At 67.5% G+C, this 22,392-nt stretch carries 20 protein-coding genes; 12 read left to right on the top strand and 8 right to left on the bottom strand.

What is annotated here, in order from left to right; genetic code table 11:
* Positions 1-18: 18 nt before the first annotated feature.
* The 3 genes from LQV16_RS08380 to LQV16_RS08370 form a co-directional block, all read right to left on the bottom strand.
* Positions 19-411, bottom strand: a complete 393-nt coding sequence (locus LQV16_RS08380; RefSeq protein WP_229993436.1) for a hypothetical protein — start codon at positions 409-411, stop codon at positions 19-21.
* Positions 408-1,127, bottom strand: a complete 720-nt coding sequence (locus LQV16_RS08375) for a LytTR family DNA-binding domain-containing protein (protein WP_229993435.1) — start codon at positions 1,125-1,127, stop codon at positions 408-410. Before LQV16_RS08375 ends, LQV16_RS08380 begins: the two co-directional genes overlap by 4 nt.
* A 98-nt stretch (positions 1,128-1,225) precedes the next feature.
* Positions 1,226-2,443: a histidine kinase gene (locus LQV16_RS08370; protein ID WP_229993434.1), complete on the bottom strand. Its 1,218-nt coding sequence runs from the start codon at positions 2,441-2,443 to the stop codon at positions 1,226-1,228.
* 226 nt (positions 2,444-2,669) lie between these two features.
* Here LQV16_RS08370 and LQV16_RS08365 point away from each other — a divergent pair, with 226 nt between their 5' ends.
* Both LQV16_RS08365 and LQV16_RS08360 read left to right on the top strand, forming a co-directional pair.
* Positions 2,670-3,050, top strand: coding sequence for a DUF485 domain-containing protein (locus tag LQV16_RS08365; protein WP_229993433.1), 381 nt, complete (start codon positions 2,670-2,672; stop codon positions 3,048-3,050).
* Entirely contained in the window at positions 3,047-4,663 is a 1,617-nt protein-coding gene (locus LQV16_RS08360) for a sodium/solute symporter (RefSeq protein WP_229993432.1), read from the top strand. Before LQV16_RS08365 ends, LQV16_RS08360 begins: the two co-directional genes overlap by 4 nt.
* Positions 4,664-4,753: 90 nt before the next feature.
* On the opposite strand, the gene LQV16_RS08355 is transcribed toward LQV16_RS08360, so the two are convergent.
* Both LQV16_RS08355 and LQV16_RS08350 read right to left on the bottom strand, forming a co-directional pair.
* The gene (locus tag LQV16_RS08355; RefSeq protein ID WP_229993431.1) at positions 4,754-5,434 is read right to left on the bottom strand and encodes a hypothetical protein; all 681 of its coding nucleotides are present in this window, start codon (positions 5,432-5,434) and stop codon (positions 4,754-4,756) included.
* A gap of 134 nt (positions 5,435-5,568) precedes the next feature.
* Positions 5,569-6,042 (bottom strand): Lrp/AsnC family transcriptional regulator, encoded by a 474-nt coding sequence (locus LQV16_RS08350; RefSeq protein WP_229993430.1) that lies wholly within the window; start codon positions 6,040-6,042, stop codon positions 5,569-5,571.
* A gap of 195 nt (positions 6,043-6,237) precedes the next feature.
* Here LQV16_RS08350 and pdhA point away from each other — a divergent pair, with 195 nt between their 5' ends.
* Genes pdhA through LQV16_RS08335 form a run of 3 tightly spaced genes read left to right on the top strand, consistent with a single transcriptional unit; the run spans position 6,238 to position 9,841 of the window.
* On the top strand, positions 6,238-7,416 hold the full coding sequence (gene pdhA / locus LQV16_RS08345) for a pyruvate dehydrogenase (acetyl-transferring) E1 component subunit alpha (protein ID WP_229993429.1): 1,179 nt from the start codon (positions 6,238-6,240) through the stop codon (positions 7,414-7,416).
* Positions 7,416-8,426 carry an alpha-ketoacid dehydrogenase subunit beta gene (locus LQV16_RS08340; protein WP_229993428.1) on the top strand — a complete coding sequence of 337 codons (1,011 nt, stop codon included), beginning with the start codon at positions 7,416-7,418 and terminating at the stop codon, positions 8,424-8,426. The genes pdhA and LQV16_RS08340 overlap by 1 nt, the downstream gene beginning before the upstream one ends.
* A complete protein-coding gene (locus tag LQV16_RS08335) occupies positions 8,423-9,841 on the top strand; it encodes a dihydrolipoamide acetyltransferase family protein (protein ID WP_229993427.1) in 1,419 nt (472 codons plus the stop codon). Before LQV16_RS08340 ends, LQV16_RS08335 begins: the two co-directional genes overlap by 4 nt.
* A 228-nt stretch (positions 9,842-10,069) precedes the next feature.
* Here LQV16_RS08335 and LQV16_RS08330 read toward each other — a convergent pair whose 3' ends face one another.
* Positions 10,070-10,741, bottom strand: a complete 672-nt coding sequence (locus LQV16_RS08330) for a TetR/AcrR family transcriptional regulator (RefSeq protein ID WP_290369351.1) — start codon at positions 10,739-10,741, stop codon at positions 10,070-10,072.
* Positions 10,742-10,890: 149 nt separating this feature from the next.
* On the opposite strand from LQV16_RS08330, the gene LQV16_RS08325 reads away from it, so the two are divergent.
* The 7 genes from LQV16_RS08325 (at position 10,891) to LQV16_RS08295 (ending at position 18,926) form a co-directional block, all read left to right on the top strand.
* Positions 10,891-12,498, top strand: a complete 1,608-nt coding sequence (locus tag LQV16_RS08325) for a carboxyl transferase domain-containing protein (RefSeq protein WP_229993426.1) — start codon at positions 10,891-10,893, stop codon at positions 12,496-12,498.
* Positions 12,499-12,532: 34 nt separating this feature from the next.
* On the top strand, positions 12,533-14,695 hold the full coding sequence (locus LQV16_RS08320; RefSeq protein WP_229993425.1) for a biotin carboxylase N-terminal domain-containing protein: 2,163 nt from the start codon (positions 12,533-12,535) through the stop codon (positions 14,693-14,695).
* Positions 14,696-14,791: 96 nt separating this feature from the next.
* Positions 14,792-15,955 (top strand): acyl-CoA dehydrogenase family protein, encoded by a 1,164-nt coding sequence (locus tag LQV16_RS08315; RefSeq protein WP_229993424.1) that lies wholly within the window; start codon positions 14,792-14,794, stop codon positions 15,953-15,955.
* A 19-nt stretch (positions 15,956-15,974) separates the two neighbouring features.
* Positions 15,975-16,775, top strand: a complete 801-nt coding sequence (locus LQV16_RS08310) for a CoA transferase subunit A (RefSeq protein WP_229993423.1) — start codon at positions 15,975-15,977, stop codon at positions 16,773-16,775.
* Positions 16,776-16,777: 2 nt separating this feature from the next.
* Positions 16,778-17,539 (top strand): CoA transferase subunit B, encoded by a 762-nt coding sequence (locus tag LQV16_RS08305; protein ID WP_290369350.1) that lies wholly within the window; start codon positions 16,778-16,780, stop codon positions 17,537-17,539.
* A complete protein-coding gene (locus tag LQV16_RS08300; RefSeq protein WP_229993422.1) occupies positions 17,536-18,096 on the top strand; it encodes a MaoC family dehydratase in 561 nt (186 codons plus the stop codon). Before LQV16_RS08305 ends, LQV16_RS08300 begins: the two co-directional genes overlap by 4 nt.
* Positions 18,093-18,926 carry a CoA ester lyase gene (locus LQV16_RS08295; protein WP_229993421.1) on the top strand — a complete coding sequence of 278 codons (834 nt, stop codon included), beginning with the start codon at positions 18,093-18,095 and terminating at the stop codon, positions 18,924-18,926. Before LQV16_RS08300 ends, LQV16_RS08295 begins: the two co-directional genes overlap by 4 nt.
* A 1,021-nt stretch (positions 18,927-19,947) precedes the next feature.
* On the opposite strand, the gene LQV16_RS08290 is transcribed toward LQV16_RS08295, so the two are convergent.
* On the bottom strand, positions 19,948-20,667 hold the full coding sequence (locus tag LQV16_RS08290) for a response regulator (RefSeq protein WP_229993420.1): 720 nt from the start codon (positions 20,665-20,667) through the stop codon (positions 19,948-19,950).
* Entirely contained in the window at positions 20,664-22,244 is a 1,581-nt protein-coding gene (locus LQV16_RS08285) for a sensor histidine kinase (protein WP_229993419.1), read from the bottom strand. Before LQV16_RS08285 ends, LQV16_RS08290 begins: the two co-directional genes overlap by 4 nt.
* Between the last annotated feature and the right edge of the window lie 148 nt (positions 22,245-22,392).

Here is a 22,392-nt window from a genome sequence, read left to right as displayed (position 1 = left end):
GCTGCCCGGCCATGTCCCTCACTTGTCGCCGGCGAGGTCCCGGTAGCGGGCCTCGTTCCTGGTGGCGGTCCGCACGTAGAGCCAGGCGCTGAGACCGATCACGGGATAGATTCCGGCACCCAGCAGGACCCAGTCGAAAGGCAGGCCGGCAATGGTGGAGTCCGCCAGGCCCGGGACCAGCCCGAGCATGAGCGGGAAGGCGAGCAGGATCAGCAGGAAGCCCAGGCCCACCACGAGGCCCAGGCGGAGCTGGGACCGGATGAGTGAGCGGACGAACAACTGGCCGGCGTCGGATTCCTCTGCCGCCTCATGCGCGGCCGCCGCGGGGCGCCCGCCGGCCAGGGCGGCGCCGTCTGGCGTGGGGCTGCCCGAGGTGAGGCTGCGGGGCGCTGTGACCCGGACCCGCGTCATGCCTGCGGCCGGATACGGTTTGCTTCGAGCTTTTCCCGGACCGCCGGCAGGTGCCTGCGGCTGATAGGCAGTTCGGCCCCTGCCACGGTGACGCTGGGCCGCGCCGCGGCAAGCCTCATGTGGCTGATGTGGCTCAGCGCGGTCAGGTAGGAGCGGTGGATGCGGAGGAACCCGGCGTCGGCCCACTGCTGCTCGAGGTCGGCCAGCGGAACCCTGATGAGGTAACTCGCCTCCGCGGTGTGCAGCCGGGCGTAGTCGCCCTGCGCCTGGACGTACGTGACATCATCGCGCCGGATCATCTTGGTGGTCCCGCCCAGATCCACGGTGATCATTTCCGGTGCCGGGGCACCGTCCTTGAGCAGCTCGCTGATGCGGCCGATCGATTTCGCCAGCCGTTCGGCGCGCACCGGCTTGAGGAGGTAGTCCACGGCCGCGAGCTCGAAGGCCTCCAGCGCGCAGTCCTCATCCGCGGTCACGAAGACTACGGCGGGAGGGTGGGCGCTGCGGGAAATGACCCGGGCAATATCCAGCCCTGTGAGCGCCGGCATGTGGATGTCGAGGAAGACGGCGTCGACTTCCTCGGCCTCAAGCGCCCGCAGGGCCTCGGCGCCGGAGGAGGCTCGGTGGATGGCGCCGATCCGGTCATCCTTGCCGAGCAGGAAGGCCAGTTCCTCGACGGCGGGGAGCTCGTCGTCGGCGACGAGGACGTTAATCATGGCTCTAGCCTACTGCCGCAGCCGTTTTGACCGGCTCAGGCCGTCAGCCATGTGCAGCCGCCGGGGACACCAAGACAGGACGGCGGAACCGTCCCGGATCAGGCGTCGTGCCGGGGCTGGGACTTGGGGACGCGCATCGTGATCAGGGTACCTTCGCCCGGTGCCGTCTCGATCACGAGGCCGTTGTCGTCACCGTAAACCTGCCGCAGGCGGGCGTCGACATTGCGCAGCCCCACGTGCTCGCCGTCGCTGTGCCCGGCAAGGACGGAGCGCAGCTGCTCCGGGTCCATGCCGACGCCGTCGTCCTCGATCGTCACCTCGGCGAACGCGCCGGAGTCGTTCGCCGTGATGGAGATGTGGCCCGGTCCCTCCTTGGCCTCCAGACCGTGCCGCACCGCGTTTTCCACCAGCGGCTGCAGGCTCAGGAAGGGGATCACCGTGCTGAGGACCTCCGGAGCGATCCGCAGGCTGACCTGCACCCGGTCCCCGAACCTGGCCCGTTCCAGGAGCAGGTAGCGGTCGATGCAGCGCAGCTCCTCGGCCAGGGTGGTGAAGTCACCGTGGCGGCGGAAGGAGTAGCGGGTGAAATCGGCGAACTCCACGACGAGCTCGCGCGCGCGAACCGGATCCGTGTTGATGAAGGAGGCGATCGCGTTGAGCGAGTTGTAGATGAAGTGCGGGCTGATCTGGGCGCGGAGGGCCCGGACCTCCGCTTCCATCAAGAGGGTGCGGGAGGCATCGAGCTCGGCGAGTTCCACCTGTGTGGCCACCCAGTCGGCCACCTCGCCGGTGGCACGGACCAGTCCGGCGCCGGCGGCCGGCGCGAAGGCCGCGACCACGCCGACCACGCGGGCGCCGGCCCTGATCGGGGCGATCACGACGGCGCGCTCCACCTCCGGCGTCAGCGGCCGGCCGCCGTCGCCTGCGGCAAGCAGCTGAAGTTCGCCCGCGGGAATCACGGCGAGGTGGCCGCCGTCGAGCACTTTGGCCGCGAGCCCCATCAGGGCGGGCTTGAGCTCCTCGCCGGCACCGTCCCAGGCGAGCACGCCCGTTGTGTCGGTGATGGCCAGGGCGTCGCAGCCCAGCAGGCTGCGCAACTGCTTGCTGGCCTTGGCCGCGCCGGCCGGGTTCAGGCCCGTCCGCAGGTACTGGCCGGCACGGGAGGCGGCATGCAGCGTCTTGTACGTGGCCCGCTCCGCATCGGTGCCGAGGTCCCGGAAGGAGTGGAGGACCTTGAGACCCACGGCGACGACGGCCGCGATCGCCAGGGCAATCACCGCGACTGAGGCGGCGGTGAGCAGGGGAGAATCCGGCATGGTGCCAGCCTACCGTCGGGGCCGGCGCGTGCCCCTTTCGGCGTCGTGGGGCACCGTTTGGCGCAGCATGGGGACCGCTGGGCGACGCAAGTAGCGCGGGTTCTGGAACGCACGCGCGCCACGGTACACAGTGATTGAAGTCACATTGGCTCGAGGGGTTGTATGCGGTGTCCCGCGAGACCACGGCAGCCGGTGTGGGCTCACCAGTCTCAATGAGGAGGAACCGATGGGTCACGACGCCCAAGAAACGGACGCAGCGGCGGCCGTGGACTTCAAGGAAGTCCAGTCGACGGAGCAGTTCAAGGAACTGCGCAAACGTCACCGCAGCTTTGTCTTCCCGATGTCCATTGCATTCCTGCTCTGGTACTTCGCGTATGTCCTGCTGGCCGACTATGCGGTGGAATTCATGTCCACGAAGGTCTGGGGCAACATCAACATCGGCCTGATCCTGGGCCTGCTGCAGTTCGTCTCCACGTTTGCCATCACCGGCTGGTACGTCAGCTACTCGAACCGCAAGCTCGACCCCATTGCCTCTGAAATCCGCCACGGAATCGAAGGGCACGAATTCGACAAGCACGGCAACCCGGTAGGCGGAGCAGCAAAATGACACTCATGGTCCCCGCGGTCAATGTCGCCGCACTCAAAGACACCACCCTGCTGAACATGGCCATCTTCGCCCTGTTCGTGGCGGTCACCATGGTGATCGTCTTCCGCGCCAGCCGCAACAACAAGACCGCGGCCGACTACTACGCCGCCGGACGCTCCTTCACGGGTTCGCAGAACGGCACGGCGATCGCCGGCGATTACCTCTCCGCGGCTTCCTTCCTGGGCATCACCGGCGCGATCGCCATCAACGGCTACGACGGCTTCATGTACTCCATCGGTTTCCTTGTCGCCTGGCTCGTTGCCCTGCTGCTCGTGGCCGAACTGCTCCGCAACACGGGCAAGTTCACCATGGCCGATGTTCTGTCCTTCCGGCTCAAGCAGCGCCCCGTGCGCATCGCGGCCGCCATCTCCACCCTGGCCGTCTGCTTCTTCTACCTGCTGGCGCAGATGGCCGGTGCCGGCAGCCTCATCTCCCTGCTGCTGGGCATCAGCGACTGGGGCGGACAGGCCCTGGTGATCATCGTCGTCGGCGTCCTCATGATCATGTACGTGCTGATCGGCGGCATGAAGGGCACCACCTGGGTCCAGATCATCAAGGCCATGCTGCTGATTGCCGGCGCCGCGGTCATGACCTTCTGGGTCCTGGCGATCTACGGGTTCAACCTCTCTGATCTGCTCGGCGGTGCAGTAGAAACCGCGAAGAATCCGGCCGTCCTGAACCCTGGCCTGCAGTACGGCAAGTCTGATACCTCCAAGCTCGACTTCATGTCCCTGGGCCTGGCGCTGGTGCTCGGCACCGCTGCCCTGCCGCACGTGCTGATGCGCTTCTACACCGTGCCCACGGCCAAGGAAGCCCGCAAGTCCGTGGTGTGGTCCATCTGGCTGATCGGCATCTTCTACCTCTTCACGCTGGTGCTCGGCTACGGCGCAGCGGCACTCGTCGGCGCGGACACCATCAAGTCCGCTCCGGGCGGCGTCAACTCGGCCGCACCGCTGCTCGCGTTCCACCTCGGCGGACCGTTGTTGCTCGGCTTCATCTCCGCGGTGGCCTTCGCCACGATCCTCGCCGTGGTGGCCGGCCTGACCATCACCGCTGCGGCGTCCTTCGCGCACGACATCTACGCCAACGTGTTGGCCAAGGGGAAGGCCGACGCCGACACCGAGGTCAAGGTTGCCCGCCGCACCGTGGTGGTGATCGGCCTGCTGGCCATCGCCGGCGGCATCTTCGCCAACGGACAAAACGTCGCGTTCCTCGTGGCGCTCGCCTTCGCTGTGGCGGCGTCCGCCAACCTTCCGACCATCCTCTACTCGCTGTTCTGGCGCCGGTTCACCACCCAGGGAGCCGTATGGAGCATGTACGGCGGATTGTCCGCGGCCATCATCCTGATTGCGCTCTCCCCGGTGGTGTCGGGGGCCAAGACGTCGATGATCCCAGGCGCCAACTTCGCTGTTTTCCCGCTGAGCAACCCGGGCATCGTCTCCATCCCGCTCGCGTTCTTCCTCGGCTGGCTCGGCACCGTCCTGGACAAGCGGAAGGAAGACGCCACGAAGCAGGCCGAAATGGAGGTCCGTTCCCTGACCGGGGTGGGTGCCGAGAAGGCTACCAACCACTAGGACCGGCATACCAACGGCAGGAGCTCCCGTGCGGCAGCACGGGAGCTCCTGCCGTTGGATGGGCGCCGGCCGCGCAAGAGTTTTCCGAGGTCAGCGTTGGGGCCGCAGCCGAATGTTCACCATCTTCAGCTCGTCGCGGCCCTCGAAGCGGTAGGCCAGCTCCACGCGCTTGGTGTCGCAGTCGATGGAACCCGCGACGTCGGCGGCGTTGGAGCCGTTGTTGGAGCTGACGTTGAGGCTTGAAAAGTTTGGTTTACAGCTGCCGTCCAGCTCCAGGCTTTCCACTCCCGCGGCGAACTCCTCCGGGGAAATCTTCTGCATGAGGGCGGGGTCCAGGTACTTCTCGTAGGCGGTGCTCGCCTCGCCGGCGATGATCAGCTTCGTGAAATCGTCCGCGATGCCCCGTGCCTGGTTGGTTGCTCCGCCCACCACGCTGATGAGGATGACGACGCCGGCCGCTACCAGCAGCAGGACCCCGCCGACGATCCCGAGGACGATCCACAAGGCCTTGCGGCTCTTTTTGGGGGGAGGCTGGCCGGGGCCGCCGTAGTATGGCGGCGGCTGCCCCGGTCCGCCGTAGTACGGCGGTGCGCCGTTCGCAGGTGGCGGGTTGCTGGGCGGCGGGTAGTTGGGTGGTGCACCGTTGCCGGGCGCCCCGGGCGGGGCCGCATAGTACGGAACGGGCGGCTGACCGGGCGCCGGGTGGCCGGACGCAGGCTCATGCCCGGGCTGCGGCGGTACCGGGCGGTGCGGTTCCTCGGGACTGCTCACGGTTCAAGCCTTTCCGGCAGTCCAGACAGCCACTGCCTGTTGCGCAGGGCCGCGTGCGCGGACCCAAGGACTCAGGAAGACCCAACGGACACAGCCTAGCGCCGCGGCCGCCCGCGGCACAGATGAGGAGCCGATCAGTTGTCGGCGGATCCGCGTTCGAGCAGCGGCTGAATCCGGAACGGGATCAGCTCACCCATCGCCAGGGCGGTATCGGTCCGGTCCACGCCGTCGCAGGCGAGGATCTTGCCGTTGATCCGGAACAGGTCCTCGGCGTCGAGTGCCACCACCCGCAGGAGCAGATCGGCCGAGCCTGTCAGGCCGTAGCCCTCCAGGATTTCCGGAATCCCGGCGAGCTCGAGCGCCAGGGTGCCGAGCTTCTGTTGCTGGACGTGGACGGAGATGAAAGCCATCAGCGGGTACCCCAAGGACACCGGATTGATGCGTCGCTCGAAGGAGAGGAACACATGCTTTTTCTCCAGCTGGGCCATCCTGGCCTGCACCGTATTGCGCGATAGGCCCAGCTTCTGGGCGAGGGCCACCACGGTCCGCCGGGGGTCCCGGGCCATGGCCGAAAGCAGGCGGGTGTCAGTGCCATCCAAGGGTTGCATAATGCGCAAGATTAGCACGGTCCGGTAGCGTCAAACAGTGCATAATGCTCAACATTTTTACGTGCGGTTGTACCCGATGAGCATTGTGAGTAGGGTCACAATTATCCGGGGCAACGGCGCCCGGGCGGCTGGCGCGCCGCGGGATCACGAGTCCTGCGAGTTCCGGTCAGACGACGTCAGAAGGTGCGGACAACAGTGTTTACCGACGACGCGGGCAAGGGCGGCATTTCCGCCGGGGGCCCCGGGAACAGTGAAAATTCAACGAGGCGGACTGGCGGGGATCTCGTCCAGCTCATCACTCCGGCGGGTGAGCGCATCAGCCATCCGGAGTTCGATCCCTGGCTCCAGGACGTCAGCGACGAGCAGCTTGGCTCGCTCTACGAGGACATGGTGGTCATCCGCCGGATCGATGCCGAAGCCACTGCCCTCCAGCGGCAGGGCGAACTGGCACTCTGGCCGCCGCTGCTTGGCCAGGAAGCATCCCAGATCGGCTCGGCCCGCGCGCTGCGCGACGACGACTTTGTTTTCCCCAGCTACCGCGACAACGGCGTGGCCTACTGCCGCGGAGTGAAGGTTGAGGACCTGGTCCGCGCCTGGCGGGGCAACGCCTCCGCCGGCTGGGACCCGTTCACCGTCAACGTTGCCACCCAGCAGATCATCATCGGTGCGCAGAGCCTGCACGCCACGGGCTATGCCATGGGCATCCAGAACGACGGCGCCGACTGCGTTGCCGTGGCCTATTTCGGCGACGGTGCCACGAGCGAAGGCGACGTCAACGAAGCCATGGTCTTCGCCGCGAGCTTCCAGGCGCCGGTCGTCTTCATCTGCCAGAACAACCACTGGGCCATCTCGGAGCCCGTCCGGCTGCAGTCCCACATTCAGCTGGCGGACCGCGCCTCAGGCTTCGGCATCCCCAGCATGAGGGTCGATGGCAACGATGTCCTCGCCGTCATGGCGGCCACCCGCATCGCCCTGGACCGCGCCCGGCACGGCGGGGGACCCACCTTTATCGAGGCCGTGACCTACCGGATGGGCCCACACACGACGGCGGATGACCCCACCCGCTACCGGGATGCCAACGAGCTCGAGGACTGGGCCGCCAAGGACCCGATTTCCCGGGTGAAATCGCTGCTGGACCGCAAGGGACTGCTGACCGCGGACCTTGAGGCCGCCGTCGCCGCGAAGGCCGACGCCGTGGCCAAGGAACTCCGGGCCGGCACCATCAACATGCCCGAGCCGCAGCCGCTGGATATCTTCAAGCACGTTTACAGCACACCTAACTCCTGGCTGGACCGCCAGCAGGACCATTACTCCCGTTACCTGGCTTCCTTCGGCGATCCCGCAGAAGCCGCTTCAGAAGAAGGTGCACGCTGATGACGCAGATGACCTTTGCCCGAGCCATCAATTCGGGCCTGCGCAAGTCCCTCGAAAACGATCCCAAGGTGATCCTGATGGGGGAGGACATCGGCGCCCTCGGCGGAGTCTTCCGTGTCACCGACGGGCTGCAGAAAGACTTCGGGAAGCACCGCGTCGTGGACACCCCGCTCGCCGAATCGGGCATCATGGGCACCGCGGTCGGCCTGGCGTACCGCGGCTACCGCCCGGTGGTGGAGATCCAGTTCGACGGCTTCATCTACCCGGCGTTCGACCAGATCGTCAGCCAGGTTGCCAAGATGCACTACCGCACCCAGGGCGCGGTCAAGATGCCCATCACCATCCGCGTCCCGTTCGGCGGCGGCATCGGCTCGCCGGAACACCACTCGGAATCGCCAGAGGCCTACTTCACCCACACCTCGGGGCTGCGCGTGGTCAGCGTGTCCAACCCCCAGGACGCGTACACCATGATCCAGCAGGCCATCGCCTCCGATGATCCCGTCCTGTACTTCGAGCCCAAGCGGCGCTACCACGACAAGGGCGAGGTGGACGAGACCGTCGACCTGAGCGCTGCGCTGTCCATGGAAAAGGCCCGCGTGGTCATCGAGGGCAACGACGTCACCCTCGTGGCCTACGGCCCGCTGGTCAAGACCGCCCGCGACGCCGCACTGGCGGCCGCGGACGAAGGCGTCTCGGTCGAGGTCATCGACCTCCGCTCGCTGGCACCGCTGGACTTCACCACTCTTGAGGCCTCTGTCCGCAAGACCGGCCGGCTGGTCATCACCCACGAGGCCGGCCAGTCCGGCGGGCTCGGCGCCGAAGTTGCCGCGAGCATCACCGAACGCTGCTTCTACCACCTCGAAGCCGCCCCGGTCCGCGTGACCGGCTTCGACGTTCCGTACCCGTACTCCAAGCTGGAAATGCACCACCTGCCGGGCCTTGACAGGATTCTCGACGGCGTCGACCGTGCCCTGGGCCGCCCCAACTCCCTCAGCGGGCTGGAAGGATGAGCGCCACAATGATCAAGGAATTCAGGCTGCCGGACCTCGGCGAAGGACTGACGGAATCGGAAATCGTCGCCTGGAAGGTCGCGGTAGGGGACACCGTCACCCTCAACCAGATCATCGCCGAGGTGGAGACAGCTAAGGCCGTCGTCGAGCTGCCTTCGCCGTTCGCCGGCGTCGTCGCCGCGCTGCACGAGCAGCCGGGCACCGTGGTCGAGGTCGGCAAGCCGATCGTGTCCTTCGAGATTGAGGACGACGGCGCCGGCGATTCCGGCGGCGGTGCCGGTACCGCCGTAGGTGCCGGTGCAGTCGCCGCCGCCAAACGCGAGCCGAACCTGGTGGGCTACGGCGCCGTCCTCGAAGCCTCCGGCCGGCCGGCCCGCCGCACCCGCACCTTCGCGGCGCCGGCGGCGGCTTCTCCGGTCGCACCCGCCGAGCCCGTCGCGCCGGTCCGCGCTGCCGAGCCGCTTGAATCCAAGGTTGTCGAAACGGCGCCGGGGGAGCGTCCGCGGTCCACGCCGCCGGTGCGGAAGCTGGCCAAGGATCTCGGCGTCGACCTCGAGGCCGTGACCGGCACGGGGGAGCACGGGCTGATCACCCGTGAGGATGTCCTGAATTTCGTCGGCGGCGGAGACCTGACCGCAGCCGCCCAGGAACTCGCCGGCGCGCCGGCGCAGTCAGTTGGGGCGCAGTCAGTTGGGCGCGTCCCGGCCGGGGGCGAACGGGAGACCCGCACGCCGATCAAGGGCGTGCGGAAATTCACGGCCGCCGCCATGGTGGCCAGCGCCTTCACCGCACCGCACGTCACGGAGTTCCTCACCGTTGACGTCACCCCCACGATGGAGCTGCTGGCACGGCTGAAGGCCAGCCGCGCGTTCGCCGGCTACAAGCTCACACCGCTGACGCTCGTGTCCAAGGCCGTGCTGATCGCGCTACGCAACCACCCGACGCTCAACGCCAGGTGGGACGAGGCCAACCAGGAGATCGTCCAGTTCAACTATGTGAACCTGGGCATCGCGGCCGCGACCCCGAGGGGCCTGACCGTTCCGAATATCAAGGACGCGGACCGGATGTCCCTCATGGAGCTCTCCACCGCGCTGACGGAACTGACGGACACGGCCCGGGCCGGGAAGACGGGCACCGAGGCGCTCTCCGGCGGCACAATCTCCATCACGAACATCGGCGTCTTCGGCATCGATGCCGGCACGCCCATCCTGAACCCAGGGGAGGCAGCCATCCTGGCCCTCGGCGCGGTGCGGAAGATGCCGTGGGAGTACCAGGACGAGGTCGCGCTGCGCCAGGTCATGACGCTCAGCCTCTCCTTCGACCACAGACTGGTCGACGGCGAGCAGGGCTCACGGTTCCTGCAGGACCTCGGGACCATGCTGGCCGATCCGGGCATGGTCCTGGCGATGGTCTAGGCACCCCAGATCACAACTGCCGGCTGCCCTTCCCGCCAAGGAAGGGTGGCCGGCAGCGTTGTTGTCCGCAGGAGTGTCTTGTGGGCGGGGTGGTTTCCGGCCGGGGGCACATTAAGGGCAATGTTCGACGGCGGGGCCCTGGTTCACGGCATGTCCGCGCCAAAGTGCCCTCGGGCTGCGCCGTGGACACGCGGAACCGTGGAGTGCGTTGCGCGGCGGGGGAGTTGCCTAGCCGAGCGGCTCGGGCGCGGCCGGTGCCATGAGCGCGGCCAGCGCCATGCTTTCCAGCAGCGGCCTGGCGCGGCGGACGCCGATCCGGCGCCCGTGGCTGCGCACCGAGTGCGGGGTGGAGTTGATCAGGCCGAAGGTGGCATGTGCCCGCATCCGCAGTTCGGCGGCTTCCGTGCCCTCGTGCAGTCCGGCCAGCACGTCCACCCAGAGTTCAACGTAGTTGCGCTGGAGCGTGCGGACCTCGGCCTGGTCCTCACCGGCCAGGTTGCTGAAGTCCTGGTCCTGGACCCGGATGACGTCGGGGTTGCTCAGGGCAAAGTCGACGTGGAAGGCCACGAGGCCGCCCAGCGCCGCCAGGTCGTCGTCGGAATCGGCCACCACCTTGCGGCCGCCGTCGAGCAGGTCCTTGCTCACGCTCAGCAGCAGCGCGCCGAGGACGGCCTGCTTGCCGGCGAAGTGGCGGTAGACCGCCGGCCCGCTGACGCCGGCCGCGGCCCCCAGATCCTCCAGGGAAACGCGGTTGAAGCCCTCGAGGGCGAAGAGCGCAGCGGCGGCGGACAAGAGGGCCTGCCGCCTGTTCGCCTTGGCCTGGCTGCGCTGCGTGGAGGGGGCCGGGGTGGAGGCTGCCTGGGCGGACGGAAGCTGGGCGGTCTGGCTGGGCTCGGTCACCGGCGCGTCCCCTCGTTGCGAATGATCCCTGTGTTGGACATCACAGTTAATAGAGACTAACCTAAATCTCAGTTATGCGGTACTAACCGAAACGGCCGGGCGGCGTGAGTCGCCGGTCCGGCGCGCAGGTCAGGGAACGGAATCAGTCAATGGAGACAATCGCCAGCCGGGTGGATGCGATGAGCACAGCCTATGCCGCGAACCGGGAGGCCCAGCTGGGGCTGGCCGGCGAGTTGAGGGAACGGCTCGCCGCTGCAGCGCTGGGCGGGCCGGCAAAGTCCCGGGAACGCCACGTTGCGCGCGGCAAGCTCCTGCCGCGCGAGCGCATCGACCGGCTGCTGGACGACGGCAGCCCCTTCCTGGAGATCGCCCCGCTGGCGGCGGACGGGATGTACGACGGCGACTCGCCCGGTGCCGGCGTCATAGCCGGGATCGGCCTGGTGCACGGCCGGCAGGTGCTGGTCATTTCCAACGACGCCACGGTCAAGGGCGGCACCTACTACCCGATGACGGTCAAGAAGCATCTCCGGGCGCAGGAAATCGCCCTGGAGAACCGGCTGCCCTGCATCTATCTCGTGGATTCCGGCGGCGCGTTCCTGCCTAAGCAGGACGAGGTCTTCCCGGACAAGGAACACTTCGGCCGGATCTTCTTCAACCAGGCAAGGATGTCCGCGGCGAAGATCCCGCAGATCGCCTCCGTCATGGGCTCCTGCACCGCCGGCGGCGCCTATGTCCCGGCGATGAGCGACGAGACCGTGATTGTCCGCAACCAGGGCACCATCTTCCTGGGCGGCCCGCCGCTGGTGAAGGCCGCGATCGGCGAGATCGTCACGGCCGAGGAACTCGGCGGCGGCGACGTGCACTCGAAGATCTCCGGAGTCACGGACCACCTGGCCGAGAACGATGAGCATGCCCTCCAGATCGTCCGCGACATCGTCTCCACCCTGCCCCGGCCCGCCGCCCCCGTCTGGGACGTGGATACCGTCGTCGAACCCGTCGCCGACCCGGAGGAGCTCTACGGCGCCGTTCCCACGGACGTCAACGCCCAGTATGACGTGCGTGAGGTCATTGCCCGGCTTGTGGACGGCAGCAGGTTCCACGAGTTCAAGAAGAACTACGGCACCACCTTGGTCACGGGCTTCGCCAAGCTGCACGGCCACCCGGTGGGGATCGTGGCGAACAACGGGGTGCTGTTCAGCGAGTCCTCACTCAAGGGCGCGCACTTCATCGAACTCTGCGATCAGCGCGGCATCCCGCTGATCTTCCTGCAGAACCTCTCCGGCTTCATGGTCGGCAAGGACTACGAGCAGGGCGGCATCGCCAAGAACGGCGCCAAGATGGTCACCGCCGTCGCCACCGCCCGCGTCCCCAAACTGACCGTGGTGATCGGCGGGTCCTTCGGCGCGGGGAACTACTCCATGTGCGGTCGGGCCTATTCGCCGCGCTTCCTGTGGATGTGGCCGGCGTCCCGGATTTCCGTGATGGGCGGGAACCAGGCCTCCAGCGTGCTGGCCACCGTGAAGCGGGACCAGTACGAGGCCCGCGGCGAGGAATGGTCCGCCGCGGACGAGGAAGCGTTCAAGGCCCCGATCAAGGCCCAGTACGAGGACCAGGGCAGCCCCTACTACTCCACCGCCCGCCTCTGGGATGACGGCGTGATCGACCCCGCGGACACCCGCACCGTCCTGGGACTGGCGCTCGACGTCGTCTCCCGCACCCCGCTGCCGGAGACCTCCTTCGGCCTGTTCCGGATGTGAGCCAGCTGTGACTATTTCTTTGTCGACTGCACCTTTGACACCCCAGAAGCCCCTGTTCGGCACCGTGCTCGTCGCCAACCGCGGCGAGATCGCCTGCCGCGTCATCCGGACCCTGCGCGCCCTGGGGATCCGTTCGGTGGCCGTCTATTCCGACGCCGATGCCGGCGCGCGGCACGTGCGGGAGGCCGACGTCGCGGTCAGGATCGGCCCGGCCGCCGCCACCGAGAGCTACCTGAAGATCGAGGCCATCCTGAAGGCCTGCCGCGACACCGGCGCCGAGGCCGTGCACCCGGGCTACGGCTTCCTGAGCGAGAACGTCGACTTCGCCCGTGCCCTGGCGGACGCCGGGATCACGTTCATCGGCCCCGGCGTCGAATCCCTGAACGTCATGGGCGACAAGATCCGCTCCAAAAACCACGTCACCGGCTACGGCGTCCCGGTGGTCCCGGGCATCGCCGAACCGGACATGACGGACGCGCAACTGATCGAGGCCGCGGCCGGCGTCGGCTTCCCGCTGCTGATCAAGCCCTCCGCCGGTGGCGGCGGGAAGGGCATGCACATCGTGGAACGGCCCGAGGACCTCGAAGCCACCCTGGCCACCGCCCGGCGGGTCGCGGCGAGTGCCTTCGGCGATGACACCCTGTTCCTGGAACGGCTCGTGCTCACCCCGCGCCACATCGAGGTGCAGGTCCTTGCCGACAACCACGGCAACGTCATCCACCTCGGGGAGCGCGAGTGCTCCCTGCAGCGCCGCCACCAGAAAGTCATCGAGGAGGCGCCGTCCCCGCTGCTGGAATCCCTGCCCGACGGCGCGGACATCCGGGCCCGTCTCGGCGAGGCCGCCTGCAACGCCGCGCGCAGCGTCAACTACTCCGGCGCCGGCACTGTCGAATTCCTGGTCTCGGACAACGCCCCGGACGAGTTCTTCTTCATGGAGATGAACACCCGTTTGCAGGTCGAACACCCCGTCACCGAGATGGTCACCGGCATCGACCTCGTTGAATGGCAGGTCCGGATCGCCGCCGGCGGGGAACTCACCGTCCGGCAGGACGACGTCGTGCTCAACGGCCACTCGGTCGAGGCCCGCGTGTACGCGGAGGTTCCGGAGAAGAACTTCCTGCCCTCGACGGGCAGGGTCCTCGTGCTGGACGAACTGCCCGGTGACGCAGATGGCCAAGTCCGGGTCGATTCTGCCCTGCTGGAGGACCTGGAGATCTCTTCCAGCTATGACCCGATGATTTCCAAGGTCATCGCGTGGGGTCAGGACCGCACCGAGGCCCTCGACACCCTGGACCGGGCCCTCGCCGGCTACACGGCACTTGGCATCGACACCAACGTTGAGTACTTGCGGCTCCTGATCAACGACGCCGACGTCCGGGCCGGGCGCCTCGACACCGGTCTGATAGAGCGCAAAATGCCGGAGTTCTCCTTCCGCCGCCCGGGCGACTTCGAGATCGCTGCCGCGGCGCTCTACGCAGCTGCCACGCAGGAGCACGATGCGCAGGCCGCCGGGAAAGGCCCGTGGGACCTTCGCGACGGTTGGAGGCTTGGTGCCCCCGCCCCACGGCGGATCAGCCTTGGCACTCCCGACGGCGGTGTCGCGACGGTTGAGGTGTCCGGCGCCGTGGGGCAGGGCACGGCGGCAGTGACCGTCGACGGCGGGCCGCAGCGCACGGCTTCGCTTCGCTTCCCCAACCGCAACCACGCAGAGCTGACCCTGGGCGGCGAAGCCCGGGTGTACTCGCTCGTGGCCGTGTCTCAGGGACCGATCCGCCCAGACCGGGACAACAACACGACGCCCACGGAACTTTTCCTCGGCAACGAGGGCTGGTCCTGCCGCCTGGAGGTGCTCACCCGGGAGACCCGGCTCGCCCGGGTGCTGGCCGCGATCGAACGCGAGGAAGGCGCCGCTGACCCGGCGGTGCGCTCGCCGATGCCCGGCACCGTGGTGTCCGTGTCCGTCAGCAACGGTGACGCCGTGGAAGCCGGCCAAGTGCTGCTCTCCGTGGAGGCTATGAAGATGGAGCACCAGCTCGTGGCGCCCCTCGACGGAACCGTCCACATCAGCGTCGGGCCAGGCGACCTCGTCAAGGCAGACCAGGTGCTGGCGACGATCCACCCCGCCGTCCCGGCCGAGCCTTCGAAGGCCGAGGACACGATCGAGGAAGCGGTCATCGCGATGGGCGCGGCCGAATGACCGCACCGTACTGACGCCCGCGGAGCAACGCCCGCCGCTGACCCAACACCCCTTTCAACAGACCACAGAAATACCTCAGACACAGGAGTCACTCCCATGGCAGATTTTGAACTCAGCGAGGATTACCAGGACCTCAGCAACACCGTCCGCGAATTCGCCGACGAAGTGGTGGCCCCGGTTTCCGCCAAGCACGACGAGGAACACAGCTTCCCCTACGAAATCGTCGCCCAGATGGCGGACATGGGCCTGTTCGGCCTGCCGTTCCCGGAAGAGTTCGGCGGCATGGGCGGCGACTACTTCGCCCTCGCCCTGGCCCTGGAACAGCTTGGCCGGGTGGACCAGTCCGTCGCCATCACACTCGAGGCCGGCGTCTCCCTCGGTGCCATGCCGATCCACCGCTTCGGCAACGCCGCCCAAAAGGAGGAGTGGCTGCCGCTGCTGGCCTCCGGCAAGGCGCTCGCCGGCTTCGGCCTGACCGAGCCGGAAGCCGGCTCGGACGCCGGCGGAACGAAGACCACCGCCAAACGCGGCGGCGGAGAGTGGGTCATCAACGGCAACAAGGAGTTCATCACCAACTCCGGCACCGACATCACCAAGCTCGTCACCGTCACCGCGGTGACCGGCCAGGACGAACGCCCGGACGGCAGCATCAAGAAGGAAATCTCCACCATCCTGGTGCCCACCAACACCCCGGGCTTCAAAGCCGAGAAGGCCTACAACAAGGTCGGCTGGAACGCCTCGGACACCCACCCGCTGACGCTCAACAACGTCCACGTCCCCGAGGAAAACCTGCTGGGCACCCAGGGCCGCGGCTACGCCAACTTCCTCTCCATCCTGGACGAGGGCCGGATCGCGATCGCAGCCCTGGCCGTCGGCGCGGCCCAGGGCTGCGTGGACCTGTCGGTGAAATACGCCAAGGAACGCAGCGCGTTCGGGCAGAACATCGGCAAGTACCAGGCCATTGCGTTCAAGATCGCCCGGATGGAAGCACGCGCCCACACGGCCCGCCTGGCCTACTACGACGCTGCCGCCCGGATGCTTGCCGGCAAGCCGTTCAAGACGCAGGCGGCCATCGCTAAGATGGTCGCAGGCGAGGCAGCCATGGACAACGCGCGGGACGCCACCCAGGTGTTCGGCGGCTATGGCTTCATCAACGAATTCACCGTGGCGCGCCACTACCGCGACTCCAAGATCCTTGAAGTCGGCGAGGGCACCACGGAGGTCCAGCTGATGCTGATCGCCCGCGAACTGGGACTGTAGCCGGCCGGAAGGATCACCGATGATCAACAAAGTTGTTGCCAGCGCAGCCGAGGCTGTCGCGGACATCCACGACGGCGCCTCCCTCGCCGTCGGCGGGTTCGGGCTGTGCGGCATCCCCGTGACCTTGATCGAGGCCCTGCACGAGCGCGGCGCCACGGACCTGGAAACCGTCAGCAACAACTGCGGCGTGGACGACTGGGGCCTCGGGATCCTGCTCAAGGACGGCCGGATCCGGCGCACCATCAGCTCCTACGTGGGGGAGAACAAAGAGTTCGCCCGGCAATACCTCGCCGGCGAGCTGGAGGTGGTCCTCACCCCGCAGGGTACGCTGGCCGAAAAGCTGCGCGCCGGCGGGGCCGGCATTCCCGCCTTCTACACGCCGGCCGGCGTCGGAACCCAGGTGTCTGACGGCGGCCTGCCGCAGAAGTACGACGCCGACGGCAACGTAGCGATCGCCTCTGCCGCCAAGGAAGTGCGCAGCTTCCACGGCGCCGACTACGTGCTGGAAGAATCGCTCACGCCCGACTTCGGCCTGGTTCACGCCTGGAAGGGTGACCGCCACGGCAATCTCGTCTTCCACGCCACCGCCATGAATTTCAACCCGCTGTGCGCCATGGCCGGGAAGATCACGATCGCCGAGGTCGAGGAACTTGTGCAGCCGGGGGAACTGGACCCGGAGCACGTCCACGTCCCTGGGATCTTCGTCCAGCGCGTGGTGCTGGCCCCGCAGGGCGAGAAACGCATTGAGAAGCGGACGGTTGCGGTGACCACCGGGGCCTCCGGCGCACCAAAGCAGGCGCCAGAGCAGGCAGGAGCATAGCCGTGGAAACGAACAAAGCCCAAGACGCCCCGCCCCGTCCCGAGGCCGTGCGCCACGAATACCGGCGCTCCGCGCTCGAACACCCCGCCGGTGTTGAGAGCAAGGGCTGGACCCGCAATGAACTCGCCGCCCGGGTGGCGCAGGAACTGCACAACGGCCAGTACGTCAACCTCGGCATCGGCATGCCGACGCTGATACCCAATTACATTCCGGCCGGCGTCGAGGTGGTGCTGCATTCGGAGAACGGCATCCTGGGCGTCGGACCCTACCCGGCCGAGGACCAGATCGATCCGGACCTGATCAATGCCGGCAAGGAAACCGTCACGGTCAACAAGGGCGCGGCGTTCTTCGATTCGGCCGCCTCCTTCGGCATGATCCGGGGCGGCCACGTCGATGTGGCCGTGCTCGGCGCCATGGAGGTCGCCGCCAACGGCGACCTCGCCAACTGGATGATCCCGGGCAAAATGGTCAAGGGCATGGGCGGTGCGATGGACCTCGTGTTCGGGGCCAAGAAGGTGATCGTGATGATGGATCACGTGGACCGCAACGGGAGGCCGAAAATCGTGGAAACCTGCACACTGCCGCTGACCGGCAAGGGCTGCGTGGACCGCATCATCACCGACCTCGCCGTGATCGACGTCGTGACCGACGCCGGGCCGCCCCGGCTGGTGCTGCGCGAACTGGCGCCGAACGTGTCCGTGGAGGACGTCGTGGCGGCCACCGGAGCCGAACTCTTTGAGGAAGACCAGGAACTGACCGTATGAGTGACGCAGACCGATCCGCCCCTAGCCCCGTTGCCGGCACCCCCCGGGTGATCGAGCAGCGCGGCCTCTATTTCGACGAGCTGGAGGAGGGCGTGGTCTACGCCCACCGGCCGGGCCGGACCGTCACGGAGACGGATAACGTCTTGTTCACCACCATGACCATGAACACCCAGGCCCTGCACCTCGACGCGGCCTGGAGCGCCGGGCAGCCGTTCGGCCAGCGGCTGATGAATTCGATGTTCACCCTGGCCACCGTGGTGGGCCAGTCCGTGCCGCAGCTGACCCAGGGCACCATCATCGCCCAGCTGGGCCTGACGGACGTGTCCTTTCCGCGCCCGCTGTATCACGGGGACACCCTGTACACGGAGACGGTGGTCACCGGGAAACGGCTGTCCGCGTCCCGCCCAGGCCAGGGCATCGTGACCATGCAGCACACGGGGCGGAACCAGCGCGGGGACGTGGTGGCGCTCGCTGCCCGCAGCTGCCTGATGTGGACACGCGAGGCCCACGCAGCTGCCGAGCTGGAAGCCGCGCAAAAGGGGACAATAGAAACATGAGTTTCCTGATGGGTCCTGCCCTGCTGTTCTGCCCCGCCGACCGCCCCGAGCGGTACCAGAAAGCCGCCGAGCGCTCCGATACCGTGATCGTTGACCTCGAGGACGCAGTCGCCCCCGCCGACAAGCAGCGGGCCCGCGGCGCCATCCTCGCCCAACTCGGCGCCACCGGCGACGTCCCGGAACTGGATCCGAGCCGCACGATCATCCGGGTCAACCCGGCCGGCACGGACGAGTTCGAGAAGGACCTGCACTGCCTCAAGCACACGCCCTACCGGCACGTCATGCTGGCCAAGGCCGAGAGCGCCGCCCAGCTGAAGGAGCTCGAGGGCTACAGCGTGGTTGCCCTCTGTGAGACGGCCGCAGGTGTCCTCAATGCCGCCGCCATCGCCGCCGAACCCAATGTGGTGGCCTTGATGTGGGGTGCGGAGGACCTGCTGGCCTCGCTCGGCGGAACCTCCAGCAGGACGGAAAGCGGCGGCTACCGGGCCGTCGCGCTGCACGCCCGCTCCAGCGTGCTCCTGGCCGCCGGCGCCTTCGGCAAGGACGCAATCGACGCCGTCTACGTCAACATCCCGGACCTGGCCGGGCTGGCCCTCGAATCCCGTGACGCCGTGGCGTCCGGATTTGCGTCCAAAGCGTGCATCCACCCGGACCAGGTGGCCGTGGTCCGCGAAGCTTACGCGCCAACAGAAGAAGACGTCTCAGCGGCAGCCGAGCTGCTCGCCGCTGCCTCCGCGGCAGGCACGGGCGTCTTCCAGTTCAAGGGCAAGATGATCGACGGACCCATCCTCAAGCACGCCGCGCCCACGCTGCGCCGCGCGGGCCGGTAGCCGCCGGAAGTTCCCGCCCCTCGCCCAGCTGCCCACCGACGTGTGCCCACCGACGTGTGCCCAGGTGAGGCTCTGCCGTGTGAAACGTCGATTCGCCACAGATGGCCGGATTGGCGGTCCTATTGCGGCCATCTGCGTCGAATGGGTGTGGCTGGGCGGTTTCGTGGGTGCCGATGTAGGGCCCTGCCCGGCTGGACGTCGTCGATTCGCCACAGATGGCCGGATTGACGGTCCTATTGCGGCCATCTGCGTCGAATGGGTGCCCCGTGGCTCTGAATCCTCGGCCCGTCCCCGAGGGCCTGTGCCCATGGTCCCTGGGATGGCTGGGCGGTTTCGTGGGTGCCGACACTCCTGTGTTGCCGGGCGGTTTCGTGGGTGCCGATGTAGGGCCCTGCCCGGCTGGACCTCGTCGATTCGCCACAGATGGCCGGACTGACGGGCCCTATTGCGGCCATCTGCGTCGAAAGGCTGCCCCGTGACGCTGAATCCTCGACCCGTCCCCGAGGGCCTGTGCCCATGGTCCCTGGGTGGCCGGGCGGTTTCGTGGGTGCCGACACTTCCTGTGTTGCCGGGCGGTTTCGTGGGTGCCGATGTAGGGCCCTGCCCGGCTGGACGTCGTCGATTCGCCACGGATGGGCGGATTGGCGGTCCTATTGTGGCCATCTGCGTCGAATGGGCGCCCTGTGGCTCTGAATCCTCGACAGTCCCCGAGGGCCTGCGCCCATGGTCCCTAGGTGGCCGGGCGGTTTCGTGGGTGCCGATGTAGGGCCCTCCCCGGCTGGACGTCGTCGATTCGCCACGGATGGCCGGATTGGCGGGTCCTATAGCGGCCACCTGCGTCGAATGGGTGCCCTGTGACGCGCAACCCCTGGCCCGTGGCCCGCATTTGTGCCAGGCGTCCCGGGCTGTCCGCGCCTAAGACTGGACATGCTCAGTGCTGCCTCCAAGAACTGGACATGCTCAGTGCTGCCTCCAAGATGTAGACATGCTCAGTGCGTTCCGTACCGAAGACTGGGCATGCTCAGCGTTTCCACAGGTACCGGTTCTCCGGCCGCCCAGCCGCACCATAACGGGGCGTGAGCCTTGCGAAGCCGTGGATGACCAGATATTCGAGATAACGCCGGGCGCTGACGCGCGACAGTCCGAGCTCGACCGCCAGGCCGGCCGCCGAGACGTCCTCGGGACTGGCCCTCAGCGCCTCGATGACGGCGTCCAGCGTGGGCCGGGACAGTCCCTTCGGCAGCCTGGCCAGCGGCTCGGCAGACTGTCCCGCAGGGGTTTCCGCCGCCGCGGGCCGGCGGGAGGGAGCCACCAGGCGGTCGATGCTTGCCTGGTCCAGCGGCCCGGCGGCTCCGGAGGCCAGCTCCTCCCGCAGCATGACGTACTCGTCCAGCCGTTCGATCAATGCCTGCGAGGAGAAGGGCTTGACCAGATAGTGCAGCACCCCGCCGGCCATCGCGCCCCGGACCGTGTCGAGCTCCCGGGACGCAGTTATCACGAGGACATCCACCGGCCGCCGGCGCCCGCGCAGCCGCTGCAGGACGTCCAGGCCGGACATGTCCGGCAGGTGAATGTCCAGCAACACCAGCTCCGGCCCCAACTCCGCGGCCAGATCGAGGCCCTGTTGCCCGGTGTGGGCCATGGCCACGACGTCGAATCCGCCGCGTGCCAGCAGGAACCCGTGATGGATCCCGGCCACTGCTACGTCATCGTCAATGATGAGGGTACGTATGGCGCTCATTGCTTTTGTAGTTCCGCCTCTTTTGTCCTGAGCACTACCGAGAAGCAGGCTCCGCCCAATGCCGATGAGGAGACCGCCGCCCGGCCTCCGCGCCGGAGGGCAACCCGCTGGACCAGGGCAAGCCCAAACCCGCGGCTGTTGATTCCCTCGGCTTCCTTGCTGGTCACGCCGGGCTCGAACACTTTAGCGCGTTCCGCAACCGGGACGCCCGGCCCGTCGTCCTCCACCACGATGGTCCGCCCGCCGTCGGCGCTCTCGCCCAGCCGGACGGCAACAGTGCTGTCGTAGCCGGCAGCGTCCACAGCATTGTCGATCAGGTTGCCCAGAACCGTAATAACGTCGCCCGAGTCATCGGCGGAGCACAGCGACTCAGGGCTGACGATGATCTCGATGCCGCGCTCGGCGCAGACTGTGGACTTGGCGATCAGCAGGGCCTGGACCCCGTGATCGGTGATTCCGGCCGCCTGCGGCCGGTTCGCGAAAACGGCGTCGTTGTGGCTGCGGCCCAGGTATTCGATGGCCTTGTCCTGCTTTCCGAGCTCCAGCAGTCCGGAAATGACGTGCAGCTTGTTGGCGAATTCGTGCGCCTGGGCGCGGAGGGCCTGCGTCACGTCCACGGCGCCGTCGCGGTCACGCAGGACGGTGTGCAGTTCAGTGCGGTCCCGCAGGATCAGCACCTTGCCGACTTCGCGGCCGTCGACGGTGGCCGCATTGACCTTGCCCAGCAGGATCCGCTCGCCCGAGAGCACCAGTTCCTCCGTGGCGGACCCGGCCGAGAGCAAGCGGAGGACCGCCGGTTCCAGGCTCGCCGCGGCGGGCGTCCCGGTGATATCCCCGGCCAGCGCGAGCAGGCGGCGGGCCTCATCATTGACCAGCGCGATCCTGCCGTCCACGTCCACCGCCACGAGCCCTTCGCCCAGGCCGTGGAGCATGGCGTCGCGCGTTTCAAGCAGGGCCGCGATGTCCTCGGGCTCAAGCTTGTAGATCCGCCGCCAGACCAGTTTCGAGACGTACATCGCGCCAAGGGAACTCAGCAGCGCCGCCCCGAGCAGCCAGCCGAACAGCTGCGGCATATCCTCATGGAGGTCGGCGGCCAGGGTGCTCTCCAACACTCCCACGGAAGCGGAGCCGATCACCGTGCCGGCCGCATCGAAGATGGGAACCTTCACCCGCCAGGATTCACCGAGCGTGCCCGTCTGGGTGCCCACATAGATCTCCCCGGACAGGGGCACAGAGGGATCGGTGGAGACCGGCCGCCCGATTTCCGCCGGATTGGGGTGCGACTGGCGGACACCGTGCCGGTCTGTCACCACCACGTACGTGACATTGGATGCCTGCCGGATGACTTCCGCGATCGGCTGGATGGTCTGGGCCGGCGAGGGCGTTCCGAACGCGTTGATGACGGACGGCAGCTGGGCAACACTTTCGGCCACGCCGATCAGGCGGCCCTTGTAGGCGTCCCGGAGCTGTTGTTCCTGCATCCGGATGGTCACCGCCCCTACCGCCGTGAGGACAGCCAGCACGATGCCCAGCTGCAATGCGACCAGCTGGAACCGTAGGGGAATTCTGTGAAACATGTCACAAGTTTCGCATTGGGAGCGCCGGCCGCCCGCCAAAAAGACGGCCGCGGCCGTGACCAATATGACCACTACTACCTCTAAGGCCAAATTCTGTTGCCCTTCGCTGGGCGCTCCTAGGGTCAGTGACGTGATTCCGATGATGTGC

This window comes from Arthrobacter sp. Bi26 (assembly GCF_918697925.1).
GTDB lineage: Bacteria > Actinomycetota > Actinomycetes > Actinomycetales > Micrococcaceae > Arthrobacter.
This window is presented reverse-complemented; position numbering and strand designations above follow the sequence as displayed.

Coding starts and splice junctions, on each gene's coding strand:
- LQV16_RS08290 (WP_229993420.1), bottom strand. CDS start 20,667: ATGAGCGCCATACGTACCCTCATCATTGACGATGACGTAGCAGTGGCC.
- LQV16_RS08335 (WP_229993427.1), top strand. CDS start 8,423: ATGAGCGCCACAATGATCAAGGAATTCAGGCTGCCGGACCTCGGCGAA.
- LQV16_RS08295 (WP_229993421.1), top strand. CDS start 18,093: ATGAGTTTCCTGATGGGTCCTGCCCTGCTGTTCTGCCCCGCCGACCGC.
- LQV16_RS08360 (WP_229993432.1), top strand. CDS start 3,047: ATGACACTCATGGTCCCCGCGGTCAATGTCGCCGCACTCAAAGACACC.
- LQV16_RS08375 (WP_229993435.1), bottom strand. CDS start 1,127: ATGATTAACGTCCTCGTCGCCGACGACGAGCTCCCCGCCGTCGAGGAA.
- LQV16_RS08310 (WP_229993423.1), top strand. CDS start 15,975: ATGATCAACAAAGTTGTTGCCAGCGCAGCCGAGGCTGTCGCGGACATC.
- LQV16_RS08325 (WP_229993426.1), top strand. CDS start 10,891: ATGGAGACAATCGCCAGCCGGGTGGATGCGATGAGCACAGCCTATGCC.
- LQV16_RS08350 (WP_229993430.1), bottom strand. CDS start 6,042: ATGCAACCCTTGGATGGCACTGACACCCGCCTGCTTTCGGCCATGGCC.
- LQV16_RS08340 (WP_229993428.1), top strand. CDS start 7,416: ATGACGCAGATGACCTTTGCCCGAGCCATCAATTCGGGCCTGCGCAAG.
- LQV16_RS08380 (WP_229993436.1), bottom strand. CDS start 411: ATGACGCGGGTCCGGGTCACAGCGCCCCGCAGCCTCACCTCGGGCAGC.
- LQV16_RS08300 (WP_229993422.1), top strand. CDS start 17,536: ATGAGTGACGCAGACCGATCCGCCCCTAGCCCCGTTGCCGGCACCCCC.
- LQV16_RS08285 (WP_229993419.1), bottom strand. CDS start 22,244: ATGTTTCACAGAATTCCCCTACGGTTCCAGCTGGTCGCATTGCAGCTG.
- LQV16_RS08315 (WP_229993424.1), top strand. CDS start 14,792: ATGGCAGATTTTGAACTCAGCGAGGATTACCAGGACCTCAGCAACACC.
- LQV16_RS08370 (WP_229993434.1), bottom strand. CDS start 2,443: ATGCCGGATTCTCCCCTGCTCACCGCCGCCTCAGTCGCGGTGATTGCC.
- LQV16_RS08365 (WP_229993433.1), top strand. CDS start 2,670: ATGGGTCACGACGCCCAAGAAACGGACGCAGCGGCGGCCGTGGACTTC.